This is a genomic window from Streptomyces sp. NBC_00076 (genome assembly GCF_045041235.1).
GTDB lineage: Bacteria > Actinomycetota > Actinomycetes > Streptomycetales > Streptomycetaceae > Streptomyces.
On the sequence record NZ_CP108242.1, the window covers coordinates 7,015,705 to 7,042,599 of the forward strand.

Below are 26,895 nucleotides of genomic sequence, written 5' to 3' on the forward strand. Positions count from 1 at the left end.
CTGCTTCCAGGGCATGTCCGTACCGCCAGGTACGCTCGCACACGTGCCCTCCATGAACGAACTCGTACGCCAGCACACGGCCCTCGACGACTCCGACCTCGAGTGGCTCCACCTGCTGGTCTCGGAGTGGCAGCTGCTCTCCGACCTCTCCTTCGCCGACCTGGTCCTGTGGGTGCCCACCCGCGACGGCACGCGCTACGTGTCGGTCGCCCAGATGCGGCCCAACACCGGCCCTACCTCGTACCAGGACGACATGGTCGGCCACCTCGTCCCGCGCGGCCGTCGACCGATGCTGGACCTCGCCCTCGACGAGGGCAGGATTGTCCGCGAGGGCGATCCGGAGTGGCGCGAAGAGGTCCCCGTCCGGATCGAGTCCATCCCGGTGCGGCGGGAGGGGCGCGTCCTCGGGGTCATCGCACGCAACACCAACCTCCTGACCGTGCGCACCCCGAGCCGTCTGGAGCTGACGTATCTCCAGAGCGCCTCGGACCTCGCGCAGATGATCGCCGCCGGCGCCTTCCCGTTCGCGAACCAGCAGGTCGACATGGACGCCTCACCCCGCGTGGGTGACGGCCTGATCCGCCTCGACGCGGACGGCCTGGTCCAGTACGCCTCGCCGAACGCGCTGTCCGCCTACCACCGCCTCGGTCTCGCCTCCGACCTGGTCGGTCACCACCTCGGCAAGACCACCGCCGAACTCGCCCCGACCCATGGGCCGGTGGACGAGGCACTCGCCAAGGTGGCGAGCGGCTGGGCGCCGCGGGAGTTCGAGATCGAGTCCGACGACGGAGTGATCCAGTTCCGGGCGATCCCGCTCAAGCCCAAGGGCACGCGCATCGGTTCGCTGGTCCTGCTCCGTGACGTCACCGAACTGCGCCGCCGCGAGCGTGAGTTGATCACCAAGGACGCGACCATCCGGGAGATCCACCACCGGGTGAAGAACAACCTCCAGACGGTGGCCGCGCTGCTGCGGCTCCAGGCCCGGCGCATCGAGTCCGACCGCGGCCGCGAAGCCCTCGAAGAGGCGGTACGTCGGGTCGGTTCGATCGCGATCGTGCATGAGACGCTGTCCCAGAACCTGGACGAGCGCGTGGAGTTCGACGAGATCGCCGACCGGGTCCTCGCGATGGTGGCCGAGATCTCCCCGGGCAAGGTGACCGGTCGGCGCACCGGCCGCTTCGGCATCCTGGACGCGGAGGTCGCCACCCCCCTGTCGATGGTCCTGACGGAAATCCTCCAGAACGCCCTCGAGCACGGCTTTGGCGAGGGGGAGACCGGCACCGTCGAGGTCTCGGCCGTCCGCGGCGGCACCACCCAGGAGGCCCGCCTGCTGGTCACCGTCCAGGACGACGGGGTCGGCCTGCCCGAGGGCTTCGACCCGCACACCGCCGGCAACCTCGGCCTGCAGATCGTACGGACGCTGGTGGAGGGCGAGTTGGGGGGCACCTTCGACATGGTCCCGGCTCCGGGGCGGGGGACCCGGGTGATCCTGGACGTCCCGGTGCGGGCGAACAAGTAACGCCGGAGGGACGCGCCGGGGCGCGGATACACAGCAAAGAGCCCCGGACCGTTCAGGGGTCCGGGGCTCGTCATGCTCGTTGCCAGCATTTGCTGCGCATCGGGGGTACTGCGCGCTGCGGCTCGGGAGCGGGAGTTGCGTACTCGCTGTACGCGCCGCCAAGCCAGGCTGTCGCGGGGCGGGTGTGTCAGGCGGTGGCCTGACGGGCCCGGTTGCGGGCGGCGCGGCGCTTCATGGCGCGGCGCTCGTCCTCGCTGAGACCACCCCAGACGCCGGAGTCCTGGCCGGACTCGAGCGCCCACTGCAGGCACTGCTCCATGACGGGGCAGCGGCGGCAGACGGCCTTGGCTTCCTCGATCTGCAGCAGCGCAGGACCGGTGTTGCCGATGGGGAAGAAGAGCTCGGGGTCTTCCTCGCGGCAAACGGCGTTGTGACGCCAGTCCATGGCTGCTACCTCTCCTTGGTATTACGTGCGGGTTGCTTGTGAATGTGAACGCTTTCACGAATCCCTCAACAACGGAAGGGCCGCCCGCCAGCGTCAGCCGACGTGGTCCTGTGGTTTGAAGAGGGGTTCTGGTGATCAGTGGAGGCTGGTGTTGCGGGCCGTCCCGATCGCCATGTAGAGACTCGCAAACCTCAGCGGCGGATACAACCCCTACCGGAAAGTTTTTTTTGATTCCTCGGTGTCGACTAGGTCACAGCCGTACTTCCATGGGGTGGACCCTGGCCTAAACGTTCGAGTGAAAGGACTTCAGCCCTTTCTGCTCACACAATCACACGCAGTGCACGGCGTACGCCTGTGAACGTCACGCTCGTACGGAGCCCTAGGTGGTCGCCGTCCATCTGAAGGGGGAGTGGCACCTTCGAATGCAAGGTGAACTGGTCCATGTCGTGCAGGGATATCGCGTGCTTGCCATGCGGTCCGCGCTCGGGGGACGAAGTGAGCAACTGGGTGCCATACCGGGCAACCGCGGGTGTCGTCATACGGCTCAGACCGAGTACGTCGAGGCCTTTATCGAACGAGGCCTTAGGTGAGGCGTACATCGGGTGATTGCCCAGGAAGGTCCACGGAGAGGTATTCGAGACTATGGACAGCACCAGATCGGTCACCGGTTTCGCGTCCGGCCGCTCCAGCGTGATGGTTCCCTGGCGGCGGTGCGCCTCGCCGAAGAACTGGCGCATGGCCTGACGCACATAAAGCGCGTGGGTGGATTTCCTGCCTCGCTCGCGCTGCTGTTCGACGCGCCCCACGACGCCGGCGTCGAAGCCGAGGCCCGCGTTGAAGGTGAACCAGCGCGCCGGTACGGCCTCGTCCTCCGTGCCCGGGGTGCCCGAGGTCAGTCCCAGGCCTACGGTCCGTTCACTGCCCTCGCTCAGGGCGTCCAGCAGGGCGCCGGTGGCCTCCACTGCGTCGTTGGGCAGACCCAGGGCGCGGGCGAAGACGTTCGTGGAGCCGCCGGGGACCACCGCGAGGCCGGGCAGACGCTCCGGGTCCGGGCCTGCGTGAAGGAGGCCGTTGACGACCTCGTTGACCGTGCCGTCGCCGCCGAGGGCCACGACCAGGTCGACGTCCGAGCTGTCCGCTGCGTGCCGGCCCAGGTCGCGCGCGTGGCCGCGGTACTCGGTGGTGACCGCTTCCAGCTTCATCTCGCTCGCGAGCGCGTGGATAAGGACATCGCGCGTACGTGCGCTTGTGGTGGTTGCCGCCGGATTGACCACGAGAAGTGCACGCATGAGTTGCAGCGTACCTACTGCCTGGTACCGGGCACAGAGCGAGGTAGGGATCAAGTAAGACTTCGGGCGTGAACCTCGCCACGAGACCGTACGGACCGAGGGCTACCCTTCAGGGGTGAGCGCCGATCAGAACCCCACTCCCGAAGCGGAATCCGCCGGTCCGGCGGGGCCCCGTCCCGGTCGGCTGGCCGCCGCGGCGGCGCTGACCGCGCTGGAGGGACTCGCCCTGGTCGTCGGCGGTGCCTGGATGCTTGTGGAGGGTTTCGCGGGGGCCCCGGACGACCGGCGGTCGGCCGTCACCGGGGGCATCACCCTGATCGTGCTCGCGCTGCTGCCGCTGCTCGCCGCGCGCGGGCTGCTCGGCCGACGCGGCTGGAGCCGTGGGCCTGCCGTGATCACACAGATCATGGCGCTGCCGGTGGCCTACAACCTGCTCCAGGCAGACAGTGTGGCCATTCCGGCGGGGATTGCCCTCGGGGTGGTCGCGATCGCGGCGCTGGTGCTGCTCGTGAACGCGGGGACGACCCAGGCCCTCGGGATCAAGGGGCCGGGTCGTAGGCAGGAACCCGGCCAGTAACCGGTCCGGCCGGCGCTACCGTCCCGGCGACCGGCCGTCGTCCCGACGAGTAGCCGTCCGGCCGCTGCCGCGCCCGGGTCGGCGGCCGACTACTCCTCCACCAGAAGCTTCTCCCGCAGCTGGGCCAGCGTGCGGGCCAGCAATCGCGAGACGTGCATCTGCGAAATGCCGACCTCCTGCGCGATCTGCGACTGGGTCATGTTGCCGAAGAAGCGCAGCAGCAGGATCCGCTTCTCCCGAGGGGGCAGGTCCTCCAGGAGCGGCTTGAGGGACTCGCGGTACTCGACGCCCTCCAGCGCCTCGTCCTCCGCGCCCAGGGTGTCCGCGACCGCCGGGGACTCGTCGTCGGTGTCGGGGACGTCCAGGGACAGGGTGGAGTACGCGTTGGCGGACTCCAGACCCTCCAGGACCTCCTCCTCCGAGATGGCCAGCTTCTCGGCCAGCTCGTGCACCGTCGGGGAGCGGCCGTGCTGCTGGGACAGCTCCGCCGTCGCCGTCGTCAGGGCAAGCCGCAGCTCCTGGAGCCTGCGCGGTACCCGCACCGCCCAGCCCTTGTCGCGGAAGTGCCGCTTGATCTCCCCGACGACCGTCGGTGTCGCGTACGTCGAGAACTCGACGCCGCGGTCCGGGTCGAAGCGGTCCACCGACTTGATCAGGCCGATGGTGGCGACCTGGGTGAGGTCGTCCAGCGGCTCACCGCGGTTGCGGAAGCGGCGCGCGAGGTGCTCGACGAGCGGCAGGTGCATGCGGACCAGCTGGTTGCGCAGCTCCGCGTACTCCGGGCTGCCCTCCTTCAGGGCGCGCAGTTCGACGAACCTGGCGCGCGCCCCGCTGCGGTCCTGATGGTCGTGCCGGGTGGCCTGCACCCGCTGCGCGACCTTCGCGTCGTCCTCGGAGTTTCGCTGGTGCTCGCTCATCGTCCCGCCCGTCGCCCTTCCCCGAGCCCTCGCCTCGGCTCGGACAGGGGTGACCTCGATCCGTCCGTCCAGAGGCGTGCTCTGCACGGCACCTTCCCGATCATGCTGCCCGCCGTCCGGGAGGCCCGCCTCCGAGGAGTCGCCCTCCGGGTGCGGCCGGGCCTGCTCGGGGATGCCGTCGATGCCGTCCGCCATGCGCCGGGACGTGCTCGGACCGCCCGTGCCCGTGGCGGCCGGCTGCTCCCGTGTGCCGCGCTCTTCGTCCCGCACCGGCCCGTCCCCGTTCCTCACGCCGGCCCGGGTCCCGCGCCGCGCTGTTTGTAGAGGCTGATCGAAACGGTCTTGTCCTCGTCGACGGCCGATGAGACCTTGCCGGCGAGGGCCGACAGCACCGTCCACGCGAAGGTGTCCCGCGCGGGGGCGTGACCGTCCGTGGTCGGCGCCGAGACGGTGACCTCCAGTGAGTCGTCGACAAGGCGGAACACACAGCTGAGGACTGAGCCGGGCACGGCCTGCTGGAGCAGGATCGCGCACGCCTCGTCCACCGCGATGCGCAGGTCCTCGATCTCGTCGAGGGTGAAGTCCAAACGGGCCGCGAGACCGGCCGTGGCCGTACGCAGCACCGACAGGTAGGCACCCGCAGCGGGCAGCCGGACTTCGACGAAGTCCTGGGTCGCGGGCTCGCCTGCGATCTGGGACACCCTCACCTCCAAGGTGGTACAAGCTTTTCAGGGCCGAGGGTCGCCCCCCGGGATAACGCGATACATGGTTCAGCGGTGACGCTACCGCGCTCTGAACTTTCCTGTCCCCGGGACCCCAGCCCCTTGCTGTCACTCATAGTAAACACACGGACACGCTCCGTGGCTAGGGGGTCTGCGGGCCCAATTGGGAAGAGCGCGCGCCGGGTTGACGTACCCAGACGTCAGACGGTCGAACCGTCCAGATCCGGGGGCGGTCGGGGGTCATACGAGGACGTGGTCGACGAAGCACCACCGCCATGCCTCACCGGGCTCGAACGTCCGCATGATCGGATGTCCGGCGTCCTTGTAGTGCTCCGTCGCGTGTCGTCCCGGCGAGGAGTCGCAGCAGCCGACGTGGCCGCAGGTCAGGCACAGGCGCAGCTGTACCGGATGGGTGCCGGTCGCCAGGCACTCCGTACAGGTCTCGCTCAGTGGCTCGGGTTGGGGGTGCGGCAGCTCGTCGGCGTGCGTGCACTGTTTCATGATTGCCAGGTTACGACGGGTGCGCGGACGGCCGCGCGGAAAACCGAGGGCGGGCACCCGACGACGGACGAGGGTGGGCGGGAAACATGGACGTGATGCCACTGCTGTTGCTGGTGGCGGGCAGTGCCGTGGTCGCGGCGGCGGCCCGGCGCACCCCGGTGCCGGCGCCGCTGCTGCTGGTCGCGGCAGGACTGGCGATCAGTTACGTCCCCGGAGTCCCCGGGTACACCCTCGACCCGCATGTCGTCCTGCCGCTCGTGCTGCCCCCGCTGCTGTACACGTCGGCCGCCGACAGCTCCTACCTCGACCTGCGCGCGCAGTTGCGGCCGGTGGCGCTGCTGTCCGTGGGGTACGTCCTCTTCGCGACCTTCGCCGTCGGCTGGGCCGCCTACCTCATCGTGCCGAATCTGCCGCTGACCGCGGCCCTGGTGCTGGGCGCGGTGGTGGCGCCGCCGGACGCCGTCGCGGCCACGGCGGTCGCGCGCCGGGTGGGGCTGCCCTCCCGGATCACCACGATCCTGCAGGGCGAGTCCCTGGTGAACGACGCCACCGCGATCACGGCCTACCGGGTGGCCCTCGCGGCGGCCGTCGGAGAGGGTGCCACCTGGGCCGGCGGGATCGGCGAGTTCCTGCTCGCGGCGGTCGGCGGCGTCGGCTTCGGGCTGGTGCTCATGGTGCCGATCCACTGGCTGCGCACCCACCTGAAGGAGGCGTTGCTGCAGAACACGCTCTCCCTGCTGATCCCGTTCGTCGCGTACGCGGCCGCCGAGCAGGTGCACGCCTCCGGTGTCCTCGCGGTCGTGACCGTGGCGCTCTATCTCGGCCACCGTGCGTGGCAGGTCGACTTCGCGACCCGCCTCCAGGAGGAGGCCGTCTGGAAGATGGTGGCGTTCGTCCTGGAGTCCGCGGTGTTCGCCCTGATCGGACTGCAGCTGCCGGTGATCCTCAAGGGCCTGGGACGGTACGAGGGGGGTCGGGCCGCCTGGTACGCGATCGCCGTGTTCCTCGTGGTGGTCGCCTCCCGTTTCGTGTGGGTGTATCCGGCGACCTTCCTGCCCCGCAGGCTGTCGGCGCGGATCCGGGAGCGCGAGGAGAACCCGACCTGGAAGGCGCCGTTCGTCATCGCCTGGGCGGGCATGCGGGGCGTGGTGTCCCTGGCCATCGCCTTCTCGATCCCGTTGACCGTGCACGGCGGCGGCCCCTTTCCCGAGCGCAACCTCATCCTGTTCCTGACCTTCACCACGGTCATCGGGACCCTGGTCCTCCAGGGCCTCACCCTGCCCTCGCTGGTCCGCCTTCTGAAGCTCCCCGGCCGGGACCCGCAGGCCGAGACCCTCGCGGAGGCCAATGCTCAGGCGCAGGCCTCCCGGGCCGCCGAGCGGCGCCTGGACGAACTCCTCTCCGACGAGCGCAACGCCCTCCCGGGGCCGCTGGCCGACCGCCTGCGCTCGGTCCTGGAGCGGCGCCGCAACGCGGTCTGGGAACGCCTCGGCCAGGTCAACCCGCTCACCGGTGAGACCGTCGACGATGCCTACCGGCGCCTGTCCCGGGAGATGATCGGCGCCGAACGCACGGTCTTCGTCAAGTTGCGCGACTCCCGCTACATCGACGACGAGATGCTGCGGACCCTGCTGCGCAGGCTGGACCTGGAGGAGGCGGCAGCTTATCGGGAGGCGGTGTGAGGAGCGGTCGTTTCCCCCTAATGTGGTCACGACGGTGATTTCCGTACGCGGTGATCTCTGTACGTAGCACGGGGGGCGGGGCAGATGCAGGACACGTGTGAGCCCGGGGCGGACGTCACGCTCGCCATCAACCAGGTCAGTGCGTGGATCTCCGCGGCCGACACCAAGGCGGGGCTGCTGGCCGCGAGCCTGGGGGTCCTCCTCGCCGGGCTTCTGACCCAGGCGGATCCGCTGCGGACGATGGCTCCGCCGCACACGGTCCGGGAAACGCTGGCCCTGGTTCTGGCTCATCTGGTGATGGTCTCGGTCGCGATGTCGGGCTGGTTCATCCTCCGCACACTGGCCCCGAAGTCCACGTCGGGCCTGCCGACGCGGTACGGCTGGCCGACGCTCGCGCGGCGGACCGGCGCTCCGGAGCCGGCCCCGGAACCGGACGGGGGGAACGGGCGGGCGCGGGCCGAGGCATGGCAGCACGCGGTCGACCTCGCGGTCATCGCAGAGCGGAAGTTCGTCGCCTTCCGGGTCGCGTTGGGGTGGGCGATGGTAGCGGGCGGAACCCTCCTGTCGCTACTGATTGTCGTTGTTTGGGCATGATCTGATGATCCATTGGCTTAACACACTGCTCCTGGCTAATCTCTGATTTCTCCCCGCCGAGGTGGCCGGATCCGCCGCCTCACACATCAACGGCGGGGTGTTCTGGGGTGCTTGACCTTGGGGGACGAGCAGCTTGACCACTTCCGGTGTTTTTCCTGTTCATCACGTCATGCTCGGCATCGACATCCAGGGTTCCTCCCGGCCTTCCCGTGACGACAGCGTCCTGCCGACGCTCCGCGCGGCGCAGACCAGGCTGATCGCCGAGGCCCTGGGGCAGCAGGGCGTCGACAAGAGCGCGTACGCGCTGCGCAGCCGCGGCGACGGCGGTCGCTACGACTTCCGTCCGGGGGTCTCCCCGGTCCCCGTGGTGGAAGCGGTGACAGGCCGGCTCCCCGGCCTGCTGCGGCGCCACAACAAGGAGTCGTCGGAGGCGCTTCAGCTCGTGCTGCGGCTCGTCGTGCACGGCGGATACCTCGTGCCCACGCCTGACGGAGGCGACGCCGACGGAGCGGACGTCAACCTGTTGCACGGGATGCTGGACGCGGAGCAGCTGCGTTCCGAGCTGGCCGACAACAGTGCGTCGTACGTGCTCGCGGTGTCGGAGAGCATCTGGTACGGCGCTGTCCGGCACGGGCACGGCGAGCTCGACCCGGACGCCTTCACGCCCACGGAGCTGACCGTCAAGGGTGGCGTACGGGCGGCCGCCTGGCTGACCCCGGCCGCACGTACCCCGCGGCCCGCACTGAGTCCCGAGCATTCGGAGGCGGGGAAGGCCGGCCGGGCGCCTCGCCAGGACGGAGGCGACTCCGCCTCCCCGGACGAGCGTCCCCGGCCGGGCATCACCTTCAACGGACGGGTGCGGGCCAAGAACGTGGTCAGCGGCGAGCAGTGGAACATTCGGTGAGTCCGCAGGAGTCCCCGGACACCGCCGACGGGACCGAGGCGAAGGACGACGATTCCGCTGCTCGTGGGCCGGGCGGGACCGGCGACCAGGTCGACGGTGCCGACGGGGACCAGTTCGATCCCGGGGACATGCACCAGCTGCGCTCCGACCTGGACAACGACGTGGGCCGCTTCGACGGCGCCGGGTCGATGACCTTCCAACGCCGGGTGCGGGCCGAGTCGATCGTGGGCGGCGACCAGTTCATCCTCAACATGGCCCAGCGCCCCGCCCGCCGCGCCAGTTGGTACCGCCTCACGGACGCCGAGCTGACGGAGATGGAGCAGGTCTATGTGCGTCCGTCGTGCGCTCAGGACGCGGAGGACGCGCTGCGCCGCCACCATGTGCTCGTGCTGCGCGGTCCCCGCCACAGCGGCCTGCGTTTTCTCGCCACGGCCGTCGCCGTCACCCTGGCGCCGCCCGACGGACAGTGCCGGCTCCTCCACCCGGGCACCGATCCGGACGCCCTCGTGGCTCAGGACGTGGCCGCCGGCTGCGCGTACGTACTGGAGACCGGGCCGGGGCGGTCGGACCGCCCCCTGAGCGGCTTCACGCTGTCCAAGCTGTCGCAGATCCTCACCGACCGGGGCGCCTTCCTGGTGCTGACGGTCGACGACGCCTCGCCCGCTCCGACGGACACGGCCGCGTGGTCGGTGTCGGTGGACGAACGCCCGGACGGCGCCCGCCTGCTGCGCAGCCACCTGCGGCACCGGCTGCCCATGGCGCGGCGCTCGCACGAGGAGACCCTGCTCGGCCACGAGGAGGTGACCGAGTGGCTCGCGACCAGGCCGACACCGACGGAGATCGCGCAGACCGCACGCGAACTGGCGCGGACCGCCGACGGATCGGTGACCGTGGCCGAGTGCATGGCCCAGGTCGCCGTACGCATCAAGCAGGACGCGGCGGACCTGCTCAAGAACCAGGAGCTGCCCCGGGAACTGGCGCTCAGCGTGGCCTTCTTCGGCGGGTTCCCCTACGCGACGGTCACCCGCCTGGAGAACCGGCTGGCCGACGTCGTCCACGAGGCGATGGCACACGACGGAGCCCGCCCGCGCCCCTTCCTCAACGTCACGCGCAGGGAACGACTGGAAGCGGTACGCGCCGTCACCGCCACCGGGACGGTGTACACCCGCTACGGCAGCAGTCCGGCGGAGGTCGTGGACTTCTCCGCGCGAGGCCTGGCGCCGGCGCTCATCGACGCCATGTGGCTGGATTACGACGGCTTCGAGTTGCTGCGTTGGCTCTCCGAGCTCGTGCACGACCCCGACGCGGCGGTCCGGCGGCGCGCGGCGGTGTGCGTGGGCCGGCTGTCTCTGTTGAGCTTCGTCGAGATCGCGGAGGAGGTGCTTCAGCCGTGGTCCCTCTCGACCGATCAGCGCGACCGGGTGGCCGCGGCGATCGCGCTCTCCGTGGCGGTGCGCGACCCGGCCGTCGCGGGGCACGCTCTGGGCCTGGTGGAGTCCTGGGGCGCGGCCTCCAACCGGTACCGGCGCATGACCGCCGCGCTCGCCTGGGGACTCGCGGTGAGCCCCGTACAGCCGGTCGTCGGCATCCAGGGGCTCGGCCAACTCCTGGACACCAAGGACGCGGGCGTGGCCTGGTCGACGAGGGTGGGTCTGTCCGCCGCGTTCACCAGCGGGCTGTCCTCGCTCGTCCTGGAAGCGATGGGCACCTGGCTCGACGGCGCCGACGATCCCGCCCGCGGCCAGCTTCTCGCCGCGTTCCTACGGGTCTGCCGCCTGCGTGGCGCCGACGGCAGGCCGGACGCCGTGAACTGGCCCACCGTCCTGTGGCTGTTCGGACGGAGTGGGGCGACGGTGCAGGGCCGCCCCGGAGACCTGGGCGGCGCCGCCGGGGTCGACGATGACGTCGTCGACCTCTGGCGGTCAGCGCTCGCGCACCGTGCCACGGCCAGGGAGGCGCTCGACGTACTGGAGTCCTGGATCCGGCAGGCCGACCGCAACGGAGAGTGCCGTGAGGCACTGCTCGACCTGATCGACGAACTGATCGTGGACGCCGGCGACTTCCGCCGGCTCGACCATCACCTGAAGCGGCTCGCCCATGGGCGGCCCACCCCGTCCTACACCGCGCAACTGGCCCTCGACGAGCTGGACGCGCTGCGCTGAGCGGCAACGACACGAACGACAGGAGCCAGTGTGGCCATGACCAACGGGCCGGTGCGCGGACCCTTCCCGGTGACCCGCCCGCGTGACATCGGGGACCAGGGGCGCCCGGGAGCCGGCGAGTGCGCGGTGGTCCAACTCGGCAATCAACTCCAGCCGCTTCCCAAGGGCGAGCTGCCCACGTCCGGTATCGGCTGGTTCCGGCCCAAGGGGCAGTACTGGATCGTGGACCTGAGGGAACTTGGGACGACCCTGGACGTGGAACTCGAGAGCGCGGACAAGGGGCTGCGCTTCCAGGGCTCGGTCGAGGTGGCCTGGCGCGTCGCCGACGCCCGGCTGGCGGCCGAGCAGGCACCCTTCGACGTACCGAAGATCCTCAAGCGGCGTATCGTGCCGCGCCTGAACAGCGCCGCACGGAACTACGGACTGGACGCCGTGGGGGAGTTCGAGTCCTGGGCCGCCCGCGAGCAGTGGACCGGACACCTCGGTGACGGACTGCTGGAGGTTCTGGAGGTCGCCTGCGCCCTGCGGCCCGACGCCGAGGCCACGGACATCACCCGTACCGGCACGCTGAGCAGCATGCAGCGCACCAACGCGGCCGCGATCCTCAACGAGGGCGAGATCGGCCTGATGGCCGAGGCGCTCAGCAAGGACCCCGAGGCGGCCATGGAGTTCTACCGCGACCTCCGGGAGGACAAGCGGGTCGCGATGCTCGCCCATCTGGAGATCGTCAAGGCCGTGGCGGGGTCGGATTCCAGTGAGGAACACGAACGGGCCCACGCGGTCAACGAGTTGCTCGCGCAGATCCAGAACACCCTGCCGAGCTCGGCGACCCAGCTGCCGCCCGCGGCCTCGGCGAACGTACCCCGCCAGCTCGGCGAGGGCCGGTCCCGCCGCCGGGACCGGCGGGCCGGCCGCCAGGACGGCATCGCGTACGAGGACGTCCGCGACCACCGGCCGGGCTCCGACAAGGGCGACGACGCCGGACAGTCACGCCATGAAGACGACTGACGGGGCACGCCTGCGATGATCGAGACCTTCGACCTTCTCGTGGACGTGTGGACCGAGGCCTTCTCCTGGTTCGTCTATCCGATACGCGTCCCCCTGCTGATCCTCGCCGCGATCGTGGTGCTGTGGCTCGTCCTGCGCCATGTCGTACCGCGTGCGGGCGGGACCGCCGAGTGGACGGGAACGAAGCTGTCCGCGCTCGTCGCGACGGTGCTCCTCGCCCCCGAGTACGCGTGCACCCTGCTGTTCCTCCGCCAGGGCCGGGGTATTCCGCTGGTGCTGCGGATCTACGGCCAGTGGGCGGAGAACGTCTCCGACTGGACGAAGACCGCGGGCCGGAGCCTGGGCGCGGGTATGCGGGCCTGCACTCGGGTCTCCTTCAAGGCGGTCACCGCCGTGATGGTCGTCTACCTCGTCGGCTACAACGTGCACGCGATCGGCAGTGCCGAGCGACCGGCCTCCCAGGACGCCCCGGTGATCGTCTGGTGGGACTCCTTCCAGGGATGGATGGACGCCTCCGAGCATCCGCTGCTGGAGGAAGGGGGAACCCCGTCCGCGCGCCCCGCCGGCGCCCACCAGCCGCTGACCGTTCTGTCTGCCTGACCCGTCGGCCCCGCCCGTCCGCTACGGCCGCCCTGTGATCACCGCGGCCACGGTGGTTCCCGGCACGAAGAGACCCTCCTGCGCCTGAGCGACAAGTCCGTACAGCAACTTGGCGACATAGAGCCGCTCGACCGGCAGGCCGTGGCGGCTCTCGAAGTCGTCGGCGAAGTCGTCGAGTTCGGGGGTGGTACGGGCGTAGCCGCCGAAGTGGAATCGTTCGTCGAGGCGCCAGCTGCCGCGAGGGCCGCCGAAAGCCCGGTGCTGCAGGGCCTGTATGTCGCCGCTGAGGAAGCCCCCCTTGAGGACGGGGACGCCCAGCACGCGCCGACCGGGGCCGAGTCCGGCCGCCAGCCCCGCGAGCGTGCCGCCGGTGCCACAGGCGATCCCGACGACATCGGTGTGCCCGCGCAACTCCTCGCCCAGTGCCCGGCATCCCCGTACCGCGAGGGCGTTGCTGCCGCCCTCGGGCACGACGTACGCGTCCTCGGCGTGCGCCGCGCGCAGCACGGCCGCCAGGGTCTTCGGCTCGGTCTTGCGACGATAAGTCGACCTGTCGATGAAGTGCAGTCGCATGCCGTCGGCCGCGCAACGGGCCAGCGACTCGTTGAGCGGTCGGTCGGCGAGTTCCTGCCCGCGCACCACGCCGAGGGTGGACAGGCCGAGGAGGCGGCCCGCGGCGGCCGTGGCGCGAAGGTGGTTGGAGTAGGCGCCGCCGAAGGTGACGACGGTACGGCCGGCCGCCGCGGTGAGGTTCGGCGCGAGCTTGCGCCACTTGTTGCCGATGAGCTCCGGGTGGATGAGGTCGTCGCGCTTGAGGACGAGACGGACGCCGTACCGGGTGAAGCGGTCGTCCTCGATCTCCTGCAAAGGGGAGGGGAGCCGGGGGCGCAGGGAGGCGAGGCTGGTCACGGATCCATTGTCACCACGGGCCCGCGGCGTCCGTCACTTCAGACGGTCCCGGATCCGCTTCCGCATCGACGCCATGGTGAACCCCCGCGGGTCCACCTTCCCCGGCTGCCACTCCAGGTGGCCGATGACCGAGCGCTCCGTCCAGCCGTGATGCCTGCACACGGCCGCCGCGGCCTTCTCGATCGCCTCCAGCTGCGCCTTGGGCCAGGGGTCGTCCCCGTCGCCGAGGTTCTCGCACTCGAAGCCGTAGAAGTGCCGGTTGCCGTCGGTGTTGGTCTCGTTGTCGTGCGGCAGCGCCTTCTCGGCGATCACCGCGCGCAGGACGTCGTCGTCGCCGAGTCCGGCGTGGTTGGCCCGGCCGTAGCCGACGAGGTGGACCCTGCCGTCCTTGGTGATGACACCGTGGCACAGCGGCCCGGGCAGGTCCGCGTAGCCGTCGCGGCAGAGCTGCACGGTCCGTGCGCTGCCCTTGGTCACCGTGTGGTGGATCATCACTCCGTTGACCGGGCCCCAGGGACCTTTGTGGTTGCGATTGTGGTGCTTCCAGTCGCCCACCTCGACGACGGTGAGGCCCTCCGCCCTCAGAGCTGCCAGGAAACTACCCGCGGACATGGGTGAGGCCATGACCGGCTCCTTCGTGCTGCGCGCCGACCGCCCTGCGCGACCGTCTCGTACCGCTGCTTGTACCGGAACCCCCTCGATCGGCACACCTTCTTCGCGCGGGGTGCGAGCCGATCCGGACAATATCGTTCCGCCGGCCCGTGACCCGTCCCGATCGGACAGGAATCGCTCATGTGCCCAGTCGGCGGTGATCCAACCCCGCTCTTTCGTGTAATAGCACCGGCACGTTCCGTGATGGAAGGCTGATCCGTGCAGATCGATGCGCGGAGCAGACGCTGCCGCGTATGACCGGGAGGGCAATTCCTTATGTCGGTAGGCGAAGAGGTCCGCGCAGAGCAGGACAAGCCGCAGCAGAGTCTCGGCACGGCGGCCGCGCGGAACCTGGCCACCACCACCAAGTCCGCACCCCAGATGCAGGAGATCAGCTCCCGCTGGCTGCTGCGCATGCTTCCGTGGGTGAACGTGCAGGGCGGTACGTACCGGGTGAACCGGCGACTGACCTACGCGGTCGGCGACGGCCGGGTGACGTTCGTGAAGACCGGCGACCGCGTCGAGGTGATCCCCGCGGAGTTGGGCGAGCTGCCCGCACTGCGGTCCTACGAAGACGAGGACGTGCTGACCGAACTGGCGCGGCGCTGCGAGCAGCGGGAGTTCGGCGCCGGGACCGTGATCGCCGAGTTCGGCAGCCGGGCCGACGAGGTCTTCCTGTTGGCGCACGGCCGGGTGGAGAAGGTCGGCACCGGCCCCTACGGCGACGACTCGGTCCTCGGAGTCCTCGCTGACGGCGCGTACTTCGGCGACCAGGCGCTGCTGGACCCGGACGCCATCTGGGAGTACACGGCCCGCGCGGTCACCGCGTGCACGGTGCTCGTGCTGCCCCGCCAGTCGGTCGAGCAGGTCGCGGAGCGCACCGAATCCCTGAGCGAACACCTTCAGGAGCAGCGCTCGATCCCCTCGCAGCGCACCAACAAGTTCGGCGAGAAGGCGATCGACCTCGCGGCCGGCCACAACGGCGAGCCGGACATCCCGCACACCTTCGTCGACTACGAGGCCCGGCCCCGTGAGTACGAACTGAGCATCGCCCAGACGGTGCTGCGTATCCACTCCCGCGTGGCCGATCTCTACAACCAGCCCATGAACCAGACCGAGCAGCAGATCCGGCTCACCGTCGAGGCGCTGAAGGAACGCCAGGAGCACGAGCTCGTCAACAACCGCGAGTTCGGTCTGCTGAACAACTGCGAGTACGACCAGCGGATCCAGCCGCACGACGGCGTGCCCGGCCCTGACGACCTGGACGAGCTGCTCAGCAGGCGTCGCGGCACCAAGTTGCTGCTCGCCCATCCACGCGCGATCTCGGCGATCGGCCGTGAGCTCAACAAGCGCGGACTCGTCCCCGAGACCATCGAGGTGGCCGGCAACCGGATTCCCACCTGGCGTGGGGTGCCGATCTACCCGTGCAACAAGATTCCGGTCAGCGAGTCCCGGACGACCTCGATCATCGCCATGCGTACCGGCGAGGCCGAGCAGGGTGTCATCGGCCTCCAGCAGGCCGGCATCCCGGACGAGATCGAGCCGAGCCTGTCCGTGCGCTTCATGGGCATCAATGAGCAGGCGATCATCAAGTACCTGGTGACGGCGTACTACTCGGCGGCGGTCCTGGTGCCGGACGCGCTGGGTGTCCTGGAGAACGTCGAGATCGGCCGCTGGAGGTGACGTCTCCGCACCTGAAGGCCGTGTTCCCGCCCTTCGGGGCGGGTACACCCCGGTCGTCCGCGCCCCGCCGCGGCGCTGACGACACCGTCCGCGGACTCTCCGAGGGGGACCTCATGAACGAGTTCATGGCGGAGACGGAGCAACGCTCCACCGGGACGCACCCGCTCGACGGTCACGAGGCGGGGGTGATCCTGGAGCGGACGCGGGCGTCGGTCGATCCCGAACTGCGCTCCGCGCTCGAGTCGCTGCCCGCCTCCATGCGCCGTATCGCGCTGTACCACTTCGGCTGGGAGCACGCGGACGGCACCCCGGCGGCGGGCAACTCGGGCAAGGCCATACGTCCGGCGCTGGTCCTCACCGCGGCCGCCGCGCTCGGCGGACCGGGGGCGCGGGAGGCGGCGGTGCGGGCGGCCGCGGCGGTGGAACTGGTCCACAACTTCACGTTGCTGCACGACGACGTGATGGACCGGGACAGAACCCGTCGGCACCGTCCCACGGCGTGGACCGTGTTCGGCGACGCCGACGCGATCCTCGCCGGGGACACACTCCAGGCGCTGGCCCTCCGGCTGCTGGCCGAGGACCCGCATCCGGCGTCGGCGCGGGCCGCCGCCCGGCTCGCCGACTGTGTCGTCGAGCTCTGTGCCGGCCAGCACGCCGACACTGCCATGGAGGCGCTCGGCCCGCGCGACGTCACTCTCGACGAGGTGCTCGCCATGGCCGAGGCCAAGACGGGCGCGTTGATCGGGTGCGCCTGCGCCTTGGGCGCGCTGTACGCGGGAGCGGGGGAGGAGGAGGTCCGGGCGCTGGACGGGTTCGGCCGGGAGGCCGGGCTCGCGTTCCAGCTCATCGATGACGTGATCGGCATATGGGGTGACCCGCGCAGCACCGGCAAGCCGGCCGGGGCGGACCTGGCCGCCCGCAAGAAGTCCCTGCCGGTGGTGGCCGCGCTGGTCTCGGGGACCCGGGAATCCGCCGAACTGGCCGCACTGTACGCAGCCCCTTACGCCGAGGAGGACCTGGAGCGGACCGCCCTGGCGGTGGAGCGAGCGGGCGGGCGCGACTGGGCGCAGGTCCAGGCCGCCGACCGGATGGCCCGGGCGATGCAGGAGCTGGCCCGGGCGGTGTCCGACCCGGAAGCGGCGGGGGGTCTGCTCTCGCTGGCCGAGTTCGTGACCCGGCGCAGCGGCTGACGCGCGTCCATCGGGAGGCGTCCACCGGGGGGAGGGCGCCCAGGACCCGGAGTCCCCGGTGGCCGTGCGGTTCCTGACCCCGCACGGCCACGGGCTCCGGTCTCGGCGGGTCCCGCACATCCCCACGGCGTGCGGGCCCCGCCCTTTGTCCCCGTGCTTTGCCCCGTCCTCCGTCACCGTCCTCTGTCTCCGCCCTTTGTCCCTGCCCTTCGTCCCCGGCGCCGGGAGGTCCCGTATAGGCTCAACCGCCGTACAACCAAGGCTGGTTGAGGCGAAGGGGTGGACATGGGTGTGGCGGTGAGGACGGCGGGCGCAGAAGACCGGGAGTTGCTCGTCCGGTTGCTGGACCAGGCATTTCAGGACGATCCGGTGAGCTGCTGGGTCTTTCCGGGGGACGAGCACCGCCGTATGACTCACCCGATGCTGATGGGCGCGTTCACCGACATCGTGCTCGCCGAGGGCCGGGTCGACGTCACCGAGGACGGCACGGCCTGCGCGCTGTGGCTGTCCGTGCCGGGAGACGACCATGGGCACGACTCCGCCGCGGACGACTCCGCGGCGGACGGCTCCGGCTTGGACGACTCCGACGACTCCGTCAAAGGCGACGCCGCTGAGAGCGATGGCCCCGCCCTGCTGCGCGAGGCCGTCGACCCGGACAATGAGCGGGTCGAGCTGATCGGTCGGCTCACGGCGGACATCCACCCCGAGGGCCGCGCCCACGCCTACCTGTGGATGATCGCCGTGGCCCCCGAGCGCCAGGGGGAGGGCCTCGGCACCGCGCTCATGGCCTCGGTCCTCGACCGCTGTGACCGCGAGGGGCTGCCCGCCTATCTGGAGGCGAGCAACGCCCGCAGCCGCAAGCTGTACGAGCGCCTCGGCTTCACGCTCGCGGGCCGCCCCCTCGACCTGCCCGACGGCCCCACGATGTGGCCGATGTGGCGAGAGCCCCAGGGCTGAGCCGAACCGTCATCGGCCCCTCGAGCTCGACGACGTACGGACCTTCCAGAACGGCGTACCGGTGCGCACGTACAGCAGGAAGCGCTGACGCCGCGCTCGTCCTACTCTGAGGACATGGACAGCGACGCATATGCCTGTCCCGTCTGCGGACAGCCCGTCGATACGGTCGTCCGGCGTCACAAGACGCTGGGCGCGTGGGTCCCGGTGTGGGTGGCCGGACCGTGCCGAGATCCCGAATGCGCGGCGTACGTCGCGGAAGGCGCGGACAACGCGGAAGGCACCGAGGCCGGGAGGAAACCCGGAAGGCCCGAGACCGGCTCAGGAGATCCTCGGACCACCGCCGCGCACAGGACCGGGAAGAGAACCTGAGAACACGACCCGAACGGCGTCGAGAATTCCCGACCGGCTCCGACGTCCCCCTTGTGGGCGCCCCGTGCGAGCGCCCCCGCACAGGGGGACCACCGAAGACAGTCGAAGGAGTGGGCTCATGGCGAAGTACATGGTCATGGTGCAGGGCACCCAGGCGGACTACGAGGCGATGCGCGGCAAGACGACCGAGGGCTCCCCGGCCTGGAACGAACAGGACCTCCAGGCGATGTACGCCCACATGGGCGCGATCAACGAGCACCTCTCCGAGACCGGTGAGCTCGTGGACGCACAGGGCCTGGCCGAGCCGGCGCGGATCCGCACGGTCACGCTCGGCGAGGACGGCAAGGCAGTGATCACCGACGCGCCGTACAGCGAGACCAACGAGCTGATGGCGGGCTACTGGGTGGTGGAGTGCGCGAGCCTTGACCGGGTCACGGAGATCGCCGACCGTGTCACCCGCTGCCCCCAGCCCGAGGGCGCTCCCGTCCACCCGGTGGTGATCCGGCCCATCATGGACGGCGCGGGGGACGTCGGCTGAGAAGTCCGACCATGAGGCGCCGCCCGACCGCGGTCGGCTAGCGTGCGGTGCGTGCGGGAGACATGGGCATGACGGGGGAGAGGCCCCGCCGGGTGTGGCGGTGGGTCGTGACGGTGTGGCTGGTCGCCGTGGCGCTCGGGGGCGGGGTGACCCTGTGGCTCCAGGACTCGGCCCGGCCACCCGGACCGTATTCGTGGCAGCGGGCGGAGCCCACGGCGACCCCCTCGCCGCCGGAAGGCTGGGAGACCCGCTGCCCGAGTCCGACGACCGACCCCGACTCGTACGACCGGATACTCACCGCCTGCGCGTTCACGAGAGGTTAGGGAGCCCGCCCGTCTCGGGGTCGCGGCCCGTCAGGCAGTACGTGCCACCCGCCGGATCGCGCATCACGGTCCAGTGCCTGCCCTGGAAGACCGCCCTCGCCCCGAGGCGTTCGTGCGCGGCGCGGGTCGCCTCGATGTCCGCGCAGGCCAGATCGAGGTGGGCGGCGGCGGGGCGTTCCTCGTCGAGCCGTTGCAGGAGGATACGGACCGGCAGTCCCGGCGGCGGCTTGACCACGTGGAACTCGGGGAGCGAGCCGGGCCGGGATTCCCAGTCGGGCAGCAGGCCGCTCCAGAACGCGACTTCGGCGTCGTAGGACGACGGTGCGAGGTCGAGGCAGACCTGGTCGACGCGGCTGCCGAGCACCACCGGCGGCCGCCTCGACTCGCCGTTCCACCGCACCGCGCAGAACAGCAGACCGGCGGGGGAGCGCAGGACGACGAGGGTGCCGAGGTCGGTCACCGTCCGTGCCCCGAGCCGGTGCGCCGACGCGACGAACTGAGGCACGTCGTCCACGGCGAGGTCGAGATGCGCGCCGCCCTCGCCGTCGAGCACCCCCTGGACCTTCACACAGGCGTCGGACCCGTCCGCCAGCAAGGTCACGAACTCCTGCCGCTCACCCCGCGGTGCGGACAGCCGGGTGCCCGTGGCGGCGGTCCAGAACGCGCAGGTCCGGTCGAGCAGCGGGAGAGGCCGGTCGATGAAGGCGTAGGTCCACAGGACGGATCGGCTCATGGCGGTGATCGTAGATCGCCGAGGCCAGGGCCTCGCCCGAATTGCGTCAGGCCCGCTCCGTGAACCGCAGCGTGTTCCCCGCCGGGTCCCGGAACGCGCAGTCCCGCACGCCGTACGGCTGGTCCGTCGGCTCCTGGAGCACATCGGCGCCGGACTCCTGGACCCGGGAGAACAGGGCGTCGCAGTCGGCGGTGGTGAAGATGACCCCGCGCAGCACGCCCTTCGCCAGCAGCCGGGCCATCGCCTCCCGGTCGGCGGGCGAGGCGTCCGGGTTCGCGGCCGGCGGCTCCAGCACGATCTCCACGTCCGACTGCAGCGGTGAGCCCACGGTCACCCACCGCATCCCCTCGAAGCCGACGTCGTTACGGATCTCCAGGCCCAACACGTCCCGGTAGAAGGCGATCGCCTTGTCATGGTCGTCGACGGCGATGAAGCACTGCTTGAGTTTCAGATCCATGCTCGAAGCCTAGAACCGTGGCGGCCCTCCCGCCCCTCGTCTGGGGCGGGTGTACATCCGGGCCACGCACGCCGGGATCGCCGCGCCCTCCTCGTGCGAGCGGGCCCGGTAGGCGCTCGGGGTCTCGCCGACCAGTTCGGTGAAGCGGGAACTGAAGGAGCCCAACGAGGTGCATCCGACCGCCATGCACACCTCGGTCACGGTGAGATCGCCGCGGCGCAGCAGGGCCTTGGCGCGTTCCACCCGGCGGGTCATGAGATAGGCGTACGGCGTCTCGCCGAACGCCTCCCGGAAGCTGCGCTGGAAGTGGCCCGGTGACATCAGGGCGGTGCGGGCGAGCGCGGGGATGTCGAGCGGCTCGGCGTATTCGCGGTCCATCCGGTCGCGCGCCTTCCGCAGCCGGACGAGGTCCTCAAGGGTCACGCCCACAGCATCACACGGTCTCCATCACTTGTGCGCGGGGTCCTGGAACGGCCTTTGCCTCCGGTTCTCCGGCCATTGGCCTGGCCTTGTTTGCATGGCGGGATGGACCACATCACGTTCCTGGTGGCCGTCGTCATCGTCACGGCGCTCGCCTTCGACTTCACCAACGGGTTCCACGACACGGCGAACGCGATGGCCACCTCCATCGCCACGGGGGCGCTGAAGCCGAGAACCGCCGTCCTCATCAGCGGAATCCTCAACGTGGTCGGCGCCTTCCTGTCCACCGAGGTCGCCAAGACGATCTCCGGCGGCATCGTGGACGACACCCTGGTCTCGCCGGGAATGATCTTCGCGGGACTGATCGGGGCGATCCTGTGGAATCTGCTGACCTGGCTGGTCGGGCTGCCGTCCAGTTCGTCGCACGCGCTGTTCGGCGGGCTGATCGGGGCGGTCTGGGTCGGTGCCGGCTCCCACGGGGTGCACTTCGACAAGGTGGTCGAGAAGGTGCTGATCCCGGCGGTGGCCTCGCCGCTGGTCGCCGGGGTCGCGGCCCTGATCGCCACGTACTTCGCCTACAAGCTCACGGCACGGGCCCGCAAGGGGTCGGTGACCAAGGGCTTCCGGCTCGGACAGATCGCCTCCGCCTCGCTGGTCTCGCTCGCGCACGGCACGAACGACGCGCAGAAGACCATGGGCGTCATCACCCTGACGCTCATCTCGGCGGGTGCGCTCGGACACGACGCCGGTCCGCCGGTGTGGGTCGTCGCGTCGGCGGGGCTCGCCATCGGCCTGGGCACCTACCTCGGCGGCTGGCGGATCATCCGCACGATGGGCAAGGGCCTGACGGAGATCCAGTCGCCCCAGGGCTTCGCCGCCGAGACCGCTTCCACGACCGTCATCCTGACCTCCGCCCACCTCGGCTTCGCCCTGTCCACCACCCAGGTCGCCTCGGGAAGCATCCTCGGCGCGGGCCTCGGGCGGCGGCTCGCGGAGGTGCGCTGGGGTGTCGCGGGGCGGATGGTCGCCGCCTGGCTGATCACCCTGCCCGCCGCCGCGTTCGTCGGCGGTGTCTCCGCGAGTGTGGTCAAGCACGGCGGCAACCTCGGCACCGTCGTCGTCGCACTGGTCGGCGCGGCCGTCGCCGGGGGCATCGTGATCCTCTCCCGGCGCAACCCGGTGCACGCGAACAACGTCAACGACACCCATGAGGTCGCCGTCCGAGCCACCACGCCGGCCGGCGTCGGTACGGCCGCCTGAGACAGGGGAGTTCACAGCATGAGTCTCGACTGGAGCGCACTGGGCCAGGTCACCGCGGTGAGCATCGGCGTCACCGTCGCCGTGGTCGTCGTCTTCGCCCTCGGCGTCCTCGGCCTCGCGCGGTTCGAGGGGGCACGTGAGGAGAACGGCACCGTCCACGCCGGGAGCCTCACCCAGGCCGCCCTCTGCTTCGCCGCGTGCGCGGCGGTGGTGGCGTACGGGATCTATCTGATCGTGCCGCGCTTCCACTGACCTCGGTTCCCTCCACGCCGCCTGCCGTGCGGGAACAGCCAAGGGGCCCGGCCGGAACGTCTCCGGCCGGGCCCCTTCGGGGTCCGCGTCGATCACTGCGTCCGTTGCGGCGCCGCCCTGAACTACAGCAGCGCCGGCGCGTGGAACTCCCCGAGCCCCGACGTCAGATCCCGGTCCAGCCAGTAGCGGCGCGGTTCGGCGAGCATGACGGCGGCGCTGACCGTGAGGATGCCGGGGATCTTGGCGAGGTCGTCGTCGATGAAGACCGCGAGGGCGGAGCGGTCGGTGACCAGGCCGGCGCACAGGACGGACATGTCGCTGGCTACGTGGACGGCGAGCCGGGTCTGGGGGAGCTGGTCCAGTCGGCGCATGACGTCGGGGGTGTCGCCGGGGGCGACGCGTAGGCGCAGTAGGAAGGGGGTCTGGAAGCCGAGCCATTCCGACACGATCTCCAGGCGCGGCTTGACCCATTGTTCGTCGAGGACCCGGCGGACGACGCGGTGCGCGGTGGAGGTGGCCAGGTCCGCGGCCCGCGCGATGCTCGCCGCGGAGGACCGGCCGTCCCGCATCAGCAGGGTGACGGCCGCGCGCTCGGCCTCGCTCAGGGGTTTGGCGGGAGGGGTCGCCGTCGCGATGCCCTCCGGCTGTGCACCAGTGAGTGTCAGCAGGTCGGCCCGTTCGGTGTCGTTCAGGAGCTGCGGGTCCCAGGTGATGCCCCGGCGCAGGGTGCTGAGCGCGGGCAGGGCGTTGACGCGGCGGACTCCCGGGAGCGAGAACATCCGGTCGATGGCCTCGCTGGTGGCGGCCTCGCTGGGGGCGTGGACGACGGCATAGAGCGGATGGTCGCCGGAGACCTGCGCCAGGAGCTGCACGTGGGGCAGGTCACGCAACCGGTCGAGGACGGCCAGCGGGGTTTCGCCAGTAATGTCCAAAAACACGTGGATCGGCATCGCCGTGGAGTGCATGCCCCAGTCGGCCTGCCCGATCACGCGGACCATTCGGGCCTCGTGCAGTCGGTCGTAGCGGCGCTTCAGGGTGCTGGCGTCGGCGGACAGGATCCCGCCGATGTCGTCCCAGGTGGCCCGGGGTGCCAGGTGCAGCGCCCCGATCAGGCGCCGGTCGAGCTCGTCCAGGGGGAGGCGGGTCATGTGCCCACCTTAGACGGCCGTCGTCTGCTGGTTAATTCCACTGTTACATGCCGGCACTAGAGAATCTCTCATTTTGCTGTCATGGTTTGCAGGAACATCCCCCAGGCGTCATCTTGAGCCCTCCCCGAATGCACGAAGAGGTACCCATGAGTGCCACCGCCACCGAGCCCCAGCCGACCGAACCACCTTCGAGAGTCCTGCGCGCCGCGTTCCGTGCCTTCGCGGCGATCGAGAGGGTCGGCAACAAGCTGCCCAACCCGTTCTGGCTGTTCTGGATCCTCGCGGGGGTCGTGATCGTCCTCAGCGCGATCCTGGCGGCGGCCGGTGTCAGCACCCCGCACCCCGGAACGCACGAGACCATCAAGGTCCAGAGCCTGCTCAGCAAGGCCGGGCTCACGACGATGGTCGAGGGGGCCGTCGACAACTTCGCGACCTTCCCGCCGCTGGCCACCATCCTCATCGTCGGCTTCGGCATCTCCGTCGCCCAGGCGAGCGGGCTGTTCACGACCCTGCTGCGCCGCATGGTCGCGCGGGTGCCCGGCAAGTACCTCACCTTCGCGCTGTCGATGACGGCGATGGTCGCCCACGTCGCCGGCGACGCCGCGTACGTCACCCTCATCCCGCTCGGGGCGCTCGTCTTCCGCGCGGCCGGCCGCAGCCCGGTCCTCGGCTGCATCGTCGCCTACGTCTCCATATCCGCCGGCTACGACGCCTCCCCGTCCCTCACCACGACCGACGTACTGCTGTCGTCGATCTCCACCGCCGCCGCCCACACGATCGACCCGCACTACGTCGTCACCCCTGTGGCGAACTACTTCTTCGGCGTCGCCTCGTCCGTCCTCGTGGCCCTGGTCATCACGCTCGTCGTCGACAAGGTCATCTCCAGGCGCTCGGACCTGGCCCCCGACGAGCCGGTTCAGGCGCTGAACACCGCGGAGTTGAAGGCGATCGAGGTCACCCCGGAGCAGCGCCGCGCCCTGCGGACGACCGGCCTGGCCGCGCTCGGCTTCACAGCCGTCCTGGCGGCCGCCATGATCCCGGTGTCCTCCCCGCTCCGCGGTGAAGGCGGCTCCCTGGTCGAGTCCCCGGTGATCAGCGGCATGTCGATCGTGCTGTTCCTGTTCTTCTCCCTGCTCGGCTGGGTCTACGGCCGTATGGCAGGGACCTTCCGCTCGGCGGGCGACATCGTGGACGCGCTGGTCGAGGGCACCCGCACCTTCGCCCCGATCCTCGTCCTGTTCTTCGCGATCTCCCAGTTCCTCGCGTACTTCAAGTGGACGAACATCGGCAACGTCATCGCCATCGAGGGCGCGGAGACGCTGAAGCAGATGCACCTCAGCGGCTGGAGCGTGCTGGTCGGCATCGCCGTACTGATCACCTTCATGAACCTCGTGATCACCAGCGGCTCCGCCCTGTGGGCGTTGGCCGCCCCGGTGCTCATCCCGATGCTGATGCTCATCGGCATCGAGCCCGAGACCACCCAGGCCGTCTACCGCGTCGCCGACTCGGTCACCAACTGCGTCACCCCGATGAGCCCCTACTTCGCGATGGCGCTCGCCTTCATCCAGCAGCACAGGAAGTCCGCCGGCATTGGCACGCTGGCCTCCTTCACCATCCCGATCGCCGCCGTCGTCTGGGTCGTCTGGGTCGCGTTCTTCGTGCTCTGGTACCTGCTCGGCATCCCCTTCGGCGTCGGCTGACCCGGCGCTGCCATCGAGAAACGCCCCCACACCGTCGTACGGGACGTACGACAGACACGAGTGCCGTACGAGGCGTACGGCAGACACGAGAAAGCCGATCATGACCGCATCGCCCGTACCCGCGCCCGCCACCCTCACCGCCCGCGCCCAGGAGGTCTCGTCGGAGATCGTCACCGACATCCTCACGCTCGTCCGCCAGGAGACCAGCAGCCACGACCTGGCCGGCCTCGCGGCGGGCCTGGACCTCCTGCGTGAACTGGCCGTGCACCGACTCGGGCGGCCCGACCACGAGCACCGCCACCCGGGCGGCGAGTGCGGCGACACCCTCACGCTGACCTACACCGGCACCGGGGCCGGGCACGTCGCGCTGGTCGGCCACTACGACACCGTGTGGCCCACGGGCACGTTCGCCGGATGGGTGCAGCCGGAGGCGGACGGCGACGGTCGGGAGAAGCTCAGCGCGCCCGGCATCTTCGACATGAAGACCGGTCTGGCGCAGGGAATGTGGGCCCTGAAGCTCGCTCGGGAGAGCGGCGCCCCTCTGCCCACCGTCACGTTCCTCTTCAACGGCGACGAGGAGATCGGCTCCTTGTCCTCACGCCCCGTGATCGAGGACCTCGCGAAGAAGGCCGACGTCACGCTGGTCCTGGAGCCCACCGCGCACGGCGCCGTCAAGACCGCCCGCAAGGGTTCCGGGATCTTCAGGGCCGCCGCCACCGGCGTCGAGGCCCACGCCGGGCTCGCACCGCAGGACGGGGCGAGCGCGATCCTGGCCCTGTCCGAATTCGTGATCGCCGCCGCGAAGGTCGCCCGCCCCGAGAAGGGCACCACCGTCAACCCCGGCCTGATCAGCGGCGGTTCGGCCACCAACGTGGTCGCCGGACAGGCCACCGCCAGCATCGACATCCGGATCAGCAGCGAGTCCGAACAGGACCGTGTGGACGCCGAGTTCGCCGCCATCGAGGTCAGTGACCCCCGCGTACGCATCGAGGTCGACCACGCCTGGAACCGGCCGCCGATGACACTGAACGACGCCTCCGCCCCGCTCTTCGCCCTCGCCCGCGAGGTCGCCCGCGAGCAGGGACGCGCGGACCTGCCGGAGGCGGCCGTCGGCGGCGCCAGCGACGCCAACTTCGTCGCCGCGCTCGGCCTGCCGGTCCTGTGCGGCATGGGCGCGGTCGGCGACGGCGCCCATGCCCAGGGCGAGTTCATCTACCCCGACACCGTGCCCGCCCAGACCGCCCTCGTCGCCGGACTCCTCGGACGCCTGGCGCAACCGCTGCGCGGCTGAACCACACAAGACCGCACCCGGACCGCCTTGGACGCCGTTCTCGGCGGCCTGCGGACCGGGTGCGGGCAGGAATACCGGGCGACCAGGGAAAACG

29 protein-coding genes are annotated in these 26,895 nt (G+C 70.5%); 18 read left to right on the forward strand and 11 right to left on the reverse strand.

All coding sequences use genetic code 11. The features are described from left to right. The first annotated feature begins 52 nt into the window (after positions 1-52). Positions 53-1,519, forward strand: a complete 1,467-nt coding sequence (locus tag OHA64_RS32070) for a sensor histidine kinase (RefSeq protein WP_405624209.1) — start codon at positions 53-55, stop codon at positions 1,517-1,519. A gap of 187 nt (positions 1,520-1,706) precedes the next feature. Here OHA64_RS32070 and OHA64_RS32075 read toward each other — a convergent pair whose 3' ends face one another. Continuing rightward, positions 1,707-1,964, reverse strand: coding sequence for a WhiB family transcriptional regulator (locus tag OHA64_RS32075; RefSeq protein ID WP_006380970.1), 258 nt, complete (start codon positions 1,962-1,964; stop codon positions 1,707-1,709). Positions 1,965-2,284: 320 nt separating this feature from the next. Next, complete coding sequence (locus OHA64_RS32080; protein ID WP_405619029.1) at positions 2,285-3,253, reverse strand: diacylglycerol/lipid kinase family protein; 969 nt, start codon at positions 3,251-3,253, stop codon at positions 2,285-2,287. A gap of 115 nt (positions 3,254-3,368) precedes the next feature. On the opposite strand from OHA64_RS32080, the gene OHA64_RS32085 reads away from it, so the two are divergent. Then, positions 3,369-3,830, forward strand: coding sequence for a hypothetical protein (locus tag OHA64_RS32085; protein ID WP_405619031.1), 462 nt, complete (start codon positions 3,369-3,371; stop codon positions 3,828-3,830). 89 nt (positions 3,831-3,919) lie between these two features. Here OHA64_RS32085 and OHA64_RS32090 read toward each other — a convergent pair whose 3' ends face one another. The 3 genes from OHA64_RS32090 to OHA64_RS32100 form a co-directional block, all read right to left on the reverse strand. Next, entirely contained in the window at positions 3,920-5,017 is a 1,098-nt protein-coding gene (locus tag OHA64_RS32090) for an RNA polymerase sigma factor SigF (protein ID WP_405619033.1), read from the reverse strand. Between the two features lie 17 nt (positions 5,018-5,034). Continuing rightward, positions 5,035-5,448 carry an anti-sigma regulatory factor gene (locus OHA64_RS32095; protein WP_019058277.1) on the reverse strand — a complete coding sequence of 138 codons (414 nt, stop codon included), beginning with the start codon at positions 5,446-5,448 and terminating at the stop codon, positions 5,035-5,037. Between the two features lie 261 nt (positions 5,449-5,709). Then, positions 5,710-5,970, reverse strand: a complete 261-nt coding sequence (locus OHA64_RS32100) for a UBP-type zinc finger domain-containing protein (protein ID WP_405619035.1) — start codon at positions 5,968-5,970, stop codon at positions 5,710-5,712. 86 nt (positions 5,971-6,056) lie between these two features. On the opposite strand from OHA64_RS32100, the gene OHA64_RS32105 reads away from it, so the two are divergent. From OHA64_RS32105 to OHA64_RS32130, 6 genes are all read left to right on the forward strand, one after another. Beyond that, complete coding sequence (locus OHA64_RS32105) at positions 6,057-7,652, forward strand: Na+/H+ antiporter (protein WP_405619037.1); 1,596 nt, start codon at positions 6,057-6,059, stop codon at positions 7,650-7,652. An 84-nt stretch (positions 7,653-7,736) separates the two neighbouring features. Next, positions 7,737-8,246: a hypothetical protein gene (locus tag OHA64_RS32110; protein ID WP_405619039.1), complete on the forward strand. Its 510-nt coding sequence runs from the start codon at positions 7,737-7,739 to the stop codon at positions 8,244-8,246. A gap of 169 nt (positions 8,247-8,415) precedes the next feature. Further along, on the forward strand, positions 8,416-9,150 hold the full coding sequence (locus OHA64_RS32115) for a hypothetical protein (RefSeq protein WP_405619040.1): 735 nt from the start codon (positions 8,416-8,418) through the stop codon (positions 9,148-9,150). Beyond that, the gene (locus tag OHA64_RS32120) at positions 9,147-11,312 is read left to right on the forward strand and encodes a hypothetical protein (RefSeq protein ID WP_405619042.1); all 2,166 of its coding nucleotides are present in this window, start codon (positions 9,147-9,149) and stop codon (positions 11,310-11,312) included. Before OHA64_RS32115 ends, OHA64_RS32120 begins: the two co-directional genes overlap by 4 nt. Positions 11,313-11,348: 36 nt before the next feature. Next, complete coding sequence (locus tag OHA64_RS32125) at positions 11,349-12,320, forward strand: hypothetical protein (protein ID WP_405619044.1); 972 nt, start codon at positions 11,349-11,351, stop codon at positions 12,318-12,320. A gap of 15 nt (positions 12,321-12,335) precedes the next feature. Further along, the gene (locus tag OHA64_RS32130; protein WP_405619046.1) at positions 12,336-12,920 is read left to right on the forward strand and encodes a hypothetical protein; all 585 of its coding nucleotides are present in this window, start codon (positions 12,336-12,338) and stop codon (positions 12,918-12,920) included. A 21-nt stretch (positions 12,921-12,941) separates the two neighbouring features. Here OHA64_RS32130 and OHA64_RS32135 read toward each other — a convergent pair whose 3' ends face one another. After that, positions 12,942-13,829, reverse strand: coding sequence for a 1-aminocyclopropane-1-carboxylate deaminase/D-cysteine desulfhydrase (locus OHA64_RS32135; RefSeq protein WP_405619048.1), 888 nt, complete (start codon positions 13,827-13,829; stop codon positions 12,942-12,944). Positions 13,830-13,862: 33 nt separating this feature from the next. Further along, a complete protein-coding gene (locus OHA64_RS32140; RefSeq protein ID WP_405619050.1) occupies positions 13,863-14,453 on the reverse strand; it encodes an N-acetylmuramoyl-L-alanine amidase in 591 nt (196 codons plus the stop codon). Between the two features lie 303 nt (positions 14,454-14,756). Here OHA64_RS32140 and OHA64_RS32145 point away from each other — a divergent pair, with 303 nt between their 5' ends. The 6 genes from OHA64_RS32145 to OHA64_RS32170 all read left to right on the forward strand — a co-directional run bounded on the left by OHA64_RS32145 (position 14,757) and on the right by OHA64_RS32170 (position 19,540). Continuing rightward, entirely contained in the window at positions 14,757-16,163 is a 1,407-nt protein-coding gene (locus OHA64_RS32145) for a family 2B encapsulin nanocompartment shell protein (RefSeq protein ID WP_405619052.1), read from the forward strand. Positions 16,164-16,276: 113 nt separating this feature from the next. Then, positions 16,277-17,353, forward strand: coding sequence for a family 2 encapsulin nanocompartment cargo protein polyprenyl transferase (locus OHA64_RS32150; protein WP_405619054.1), 1,077 nt, complete (start codon positions 16,277-16,279; stop codon positions 17,351-17,353). Between the two features lie 285 nt (positions 17,354-17,638). Next, positions 17,639-18,310, forward strand: a complete 672-nt coding sequence (locus OHA64_RS32155) for a GNAT family N-acetyltransferase (protein ID WP_405619056.1) — start codon at positions 17,639-17,641, stop codon at positions 18,308-18,310. A gap of 114 nt (positions 18,311-18,424) precedes the next feature. Next, positions 18,425-18,679, forward strand: coding sequence for a hypothetical protein (locus tag OHA64_RS32160; protein WP_405619058.1), 255 nt, complete (start codon positions 18,425-18,427; stop codon positions 18,677-18,679). A 118-nt stretch (positions 18,680-18,797) separates the two neighbouring features. Then, the gene (locus tag OHA64_RS32165) at positions 18,798-19,217 is read left to right on the forward strand and encodes a YciI family protein (RefSeq protein ID WP_405619060.1); all 420 of its coding nucleotides are present in this window, start codon (positions 18,798-18,800) and stop codon (positions 19,215-19,217) included. A 68-nt stretch (positions 19,218-19,285) separates the two neighbouring features. After that, positions 19,286-19,540 (forward strand): hypothetical protein, encoded by a 255-nt coding sequence (locus tag OHA64_RS32170; protein WP_405619062.1) that lies wholly within the window; start codon positions 19,286-19,288, stop codon positions 19,538-19,540. Here the strand turns inward: OHA64_RS32170 and OHA64_RS32175 are convergent. Genes OHA64_RS32175 through OHA64_RS32185 form a run of 3 tightly spaced genes read right to left on the reverse strand, consistent with a single transcriptional unit; the run spans position 19,527 to position 21,153 of the window. Next, positions 19,527-20,273 carry a VOC family protein gene (locus tag OHA64_RS32175; RefSeq protein ID WP_405619064.1) on the reverse strand — a complete coding sequence of 249 codons (747 nt, stop codon included), beginning with the start codon at positions 20,271-20,273 and terminating at the stop codon, positions 19,527-19,529. The two genes, OHA64_RS32170 and OHA64_RS32175, sit on opposite strands and share 14 nt — an antisense overlap. A 46-nt stretch (positions 20,274-20,319) precedes the next feature. Continuing rightward, positions 20,320-20,730: a VOC family protein gene (locus tag OHA64_RS32180; RefSeq protein WP_405619066.1), complete on the reverse strand. Its 411-nt coding sequence runs from the start codon at positions 20,728-20,730 to the stop codon at positions 20,320-20,322. A 9-nt stretch (positions 20,731-20,739) separates the two neighbouring features. Then, on the reverse strand, positions 20,740-21,153 hold the full coding sequence (locus tag OHA64_RS32185) for a helix-turn-helix transcriptional regulator (RefSeq protein ID WP_405619068.1): 414 nt from the start codon (positions 21,151-21,153) through the stop codon (positions 20,740-20,742). Positions 21,154-21,255: 102 nt separating this feature from the next. Here OHA64_RS32185 and OHA64_RS32190 point away from each other — a divergent pair, with 102 nt between their 5' ends. Together OHA64_RS32190 and OHA64_RS32195 are read left to right on the forward strand one after the other, a co-directional pair. Continuing rightward, the gene (locus tag OHA64_RS32190; RefSeq protein ID WP_405619070.1) at positions 21,256-22,410 is read left to right on the forward strand and encodes an anion permease; all 1,155 of its coding nucleotides are present in this window, start codon (positions 21,256-21,258) and stop codon (positions 22,408-22,410) included. 18 nt (positions 22,411-22,428) lie between these two features. Beyond that, the gene (locus tag OHA64_RS32195; protein ID WP_405619072.1) at positions 22,429-22,662 is read left to right on the forward strand and encodes a hypothetical protein; all 234 of its coding nucleotides are present in this window, start codon (positions 22,429-22,431) and stop codon (positions 22,660-22,662) included. Positions 22,663-22,784: 122 nt separating this feature from the next. Here OHA64_RS32195 and OHA64_RS32200 read toward each other — a convergent pair whose 3' ends face one another. Beyond that, entirely contained in the window at positions 22,785-23,810 is a 1,026-nt protein-coding gene (locus OHA64_RS32200) for an Lrp/AsnC ligand binding domain-containing protein (RefSeq protein ID WP_405619074.1), read from the reverse strand. A gap of 146 nt (positions 23,811-23,956) precedes the next feature. Here OHA64_RS32200 and OHA64_RS32205 point away from each other — a divergent pair, with 146 nt between their 5' ends. Both OHA64_RS32205 and OHA64_RS32210 read left to right on the forward strand, forming a co-directional pair. Next, positions 23,957-25,510, forward strand: coding sequence for an AbgT family transporter (locus OHA64_RS32205; protein ID WP_405619076.1), 1,554 nt, complete (start codon positions 23,957-23,959; stop codon positions 25,508-25,510). Positions 25,511-25,610: 100 nt separating this feature from the next. After that, a complete protein-coding gene (locus OHA64_RS32210) occupies positions 25,611-26,801 on the forward strand; it encodes a M20 family metallopeptidase (RefSeq protein WP_405619078.1) in 1,191 nt (396 codons plus the stop codon). Positions 26,802-26,895 lie beyond the last annotated feature (94 nt).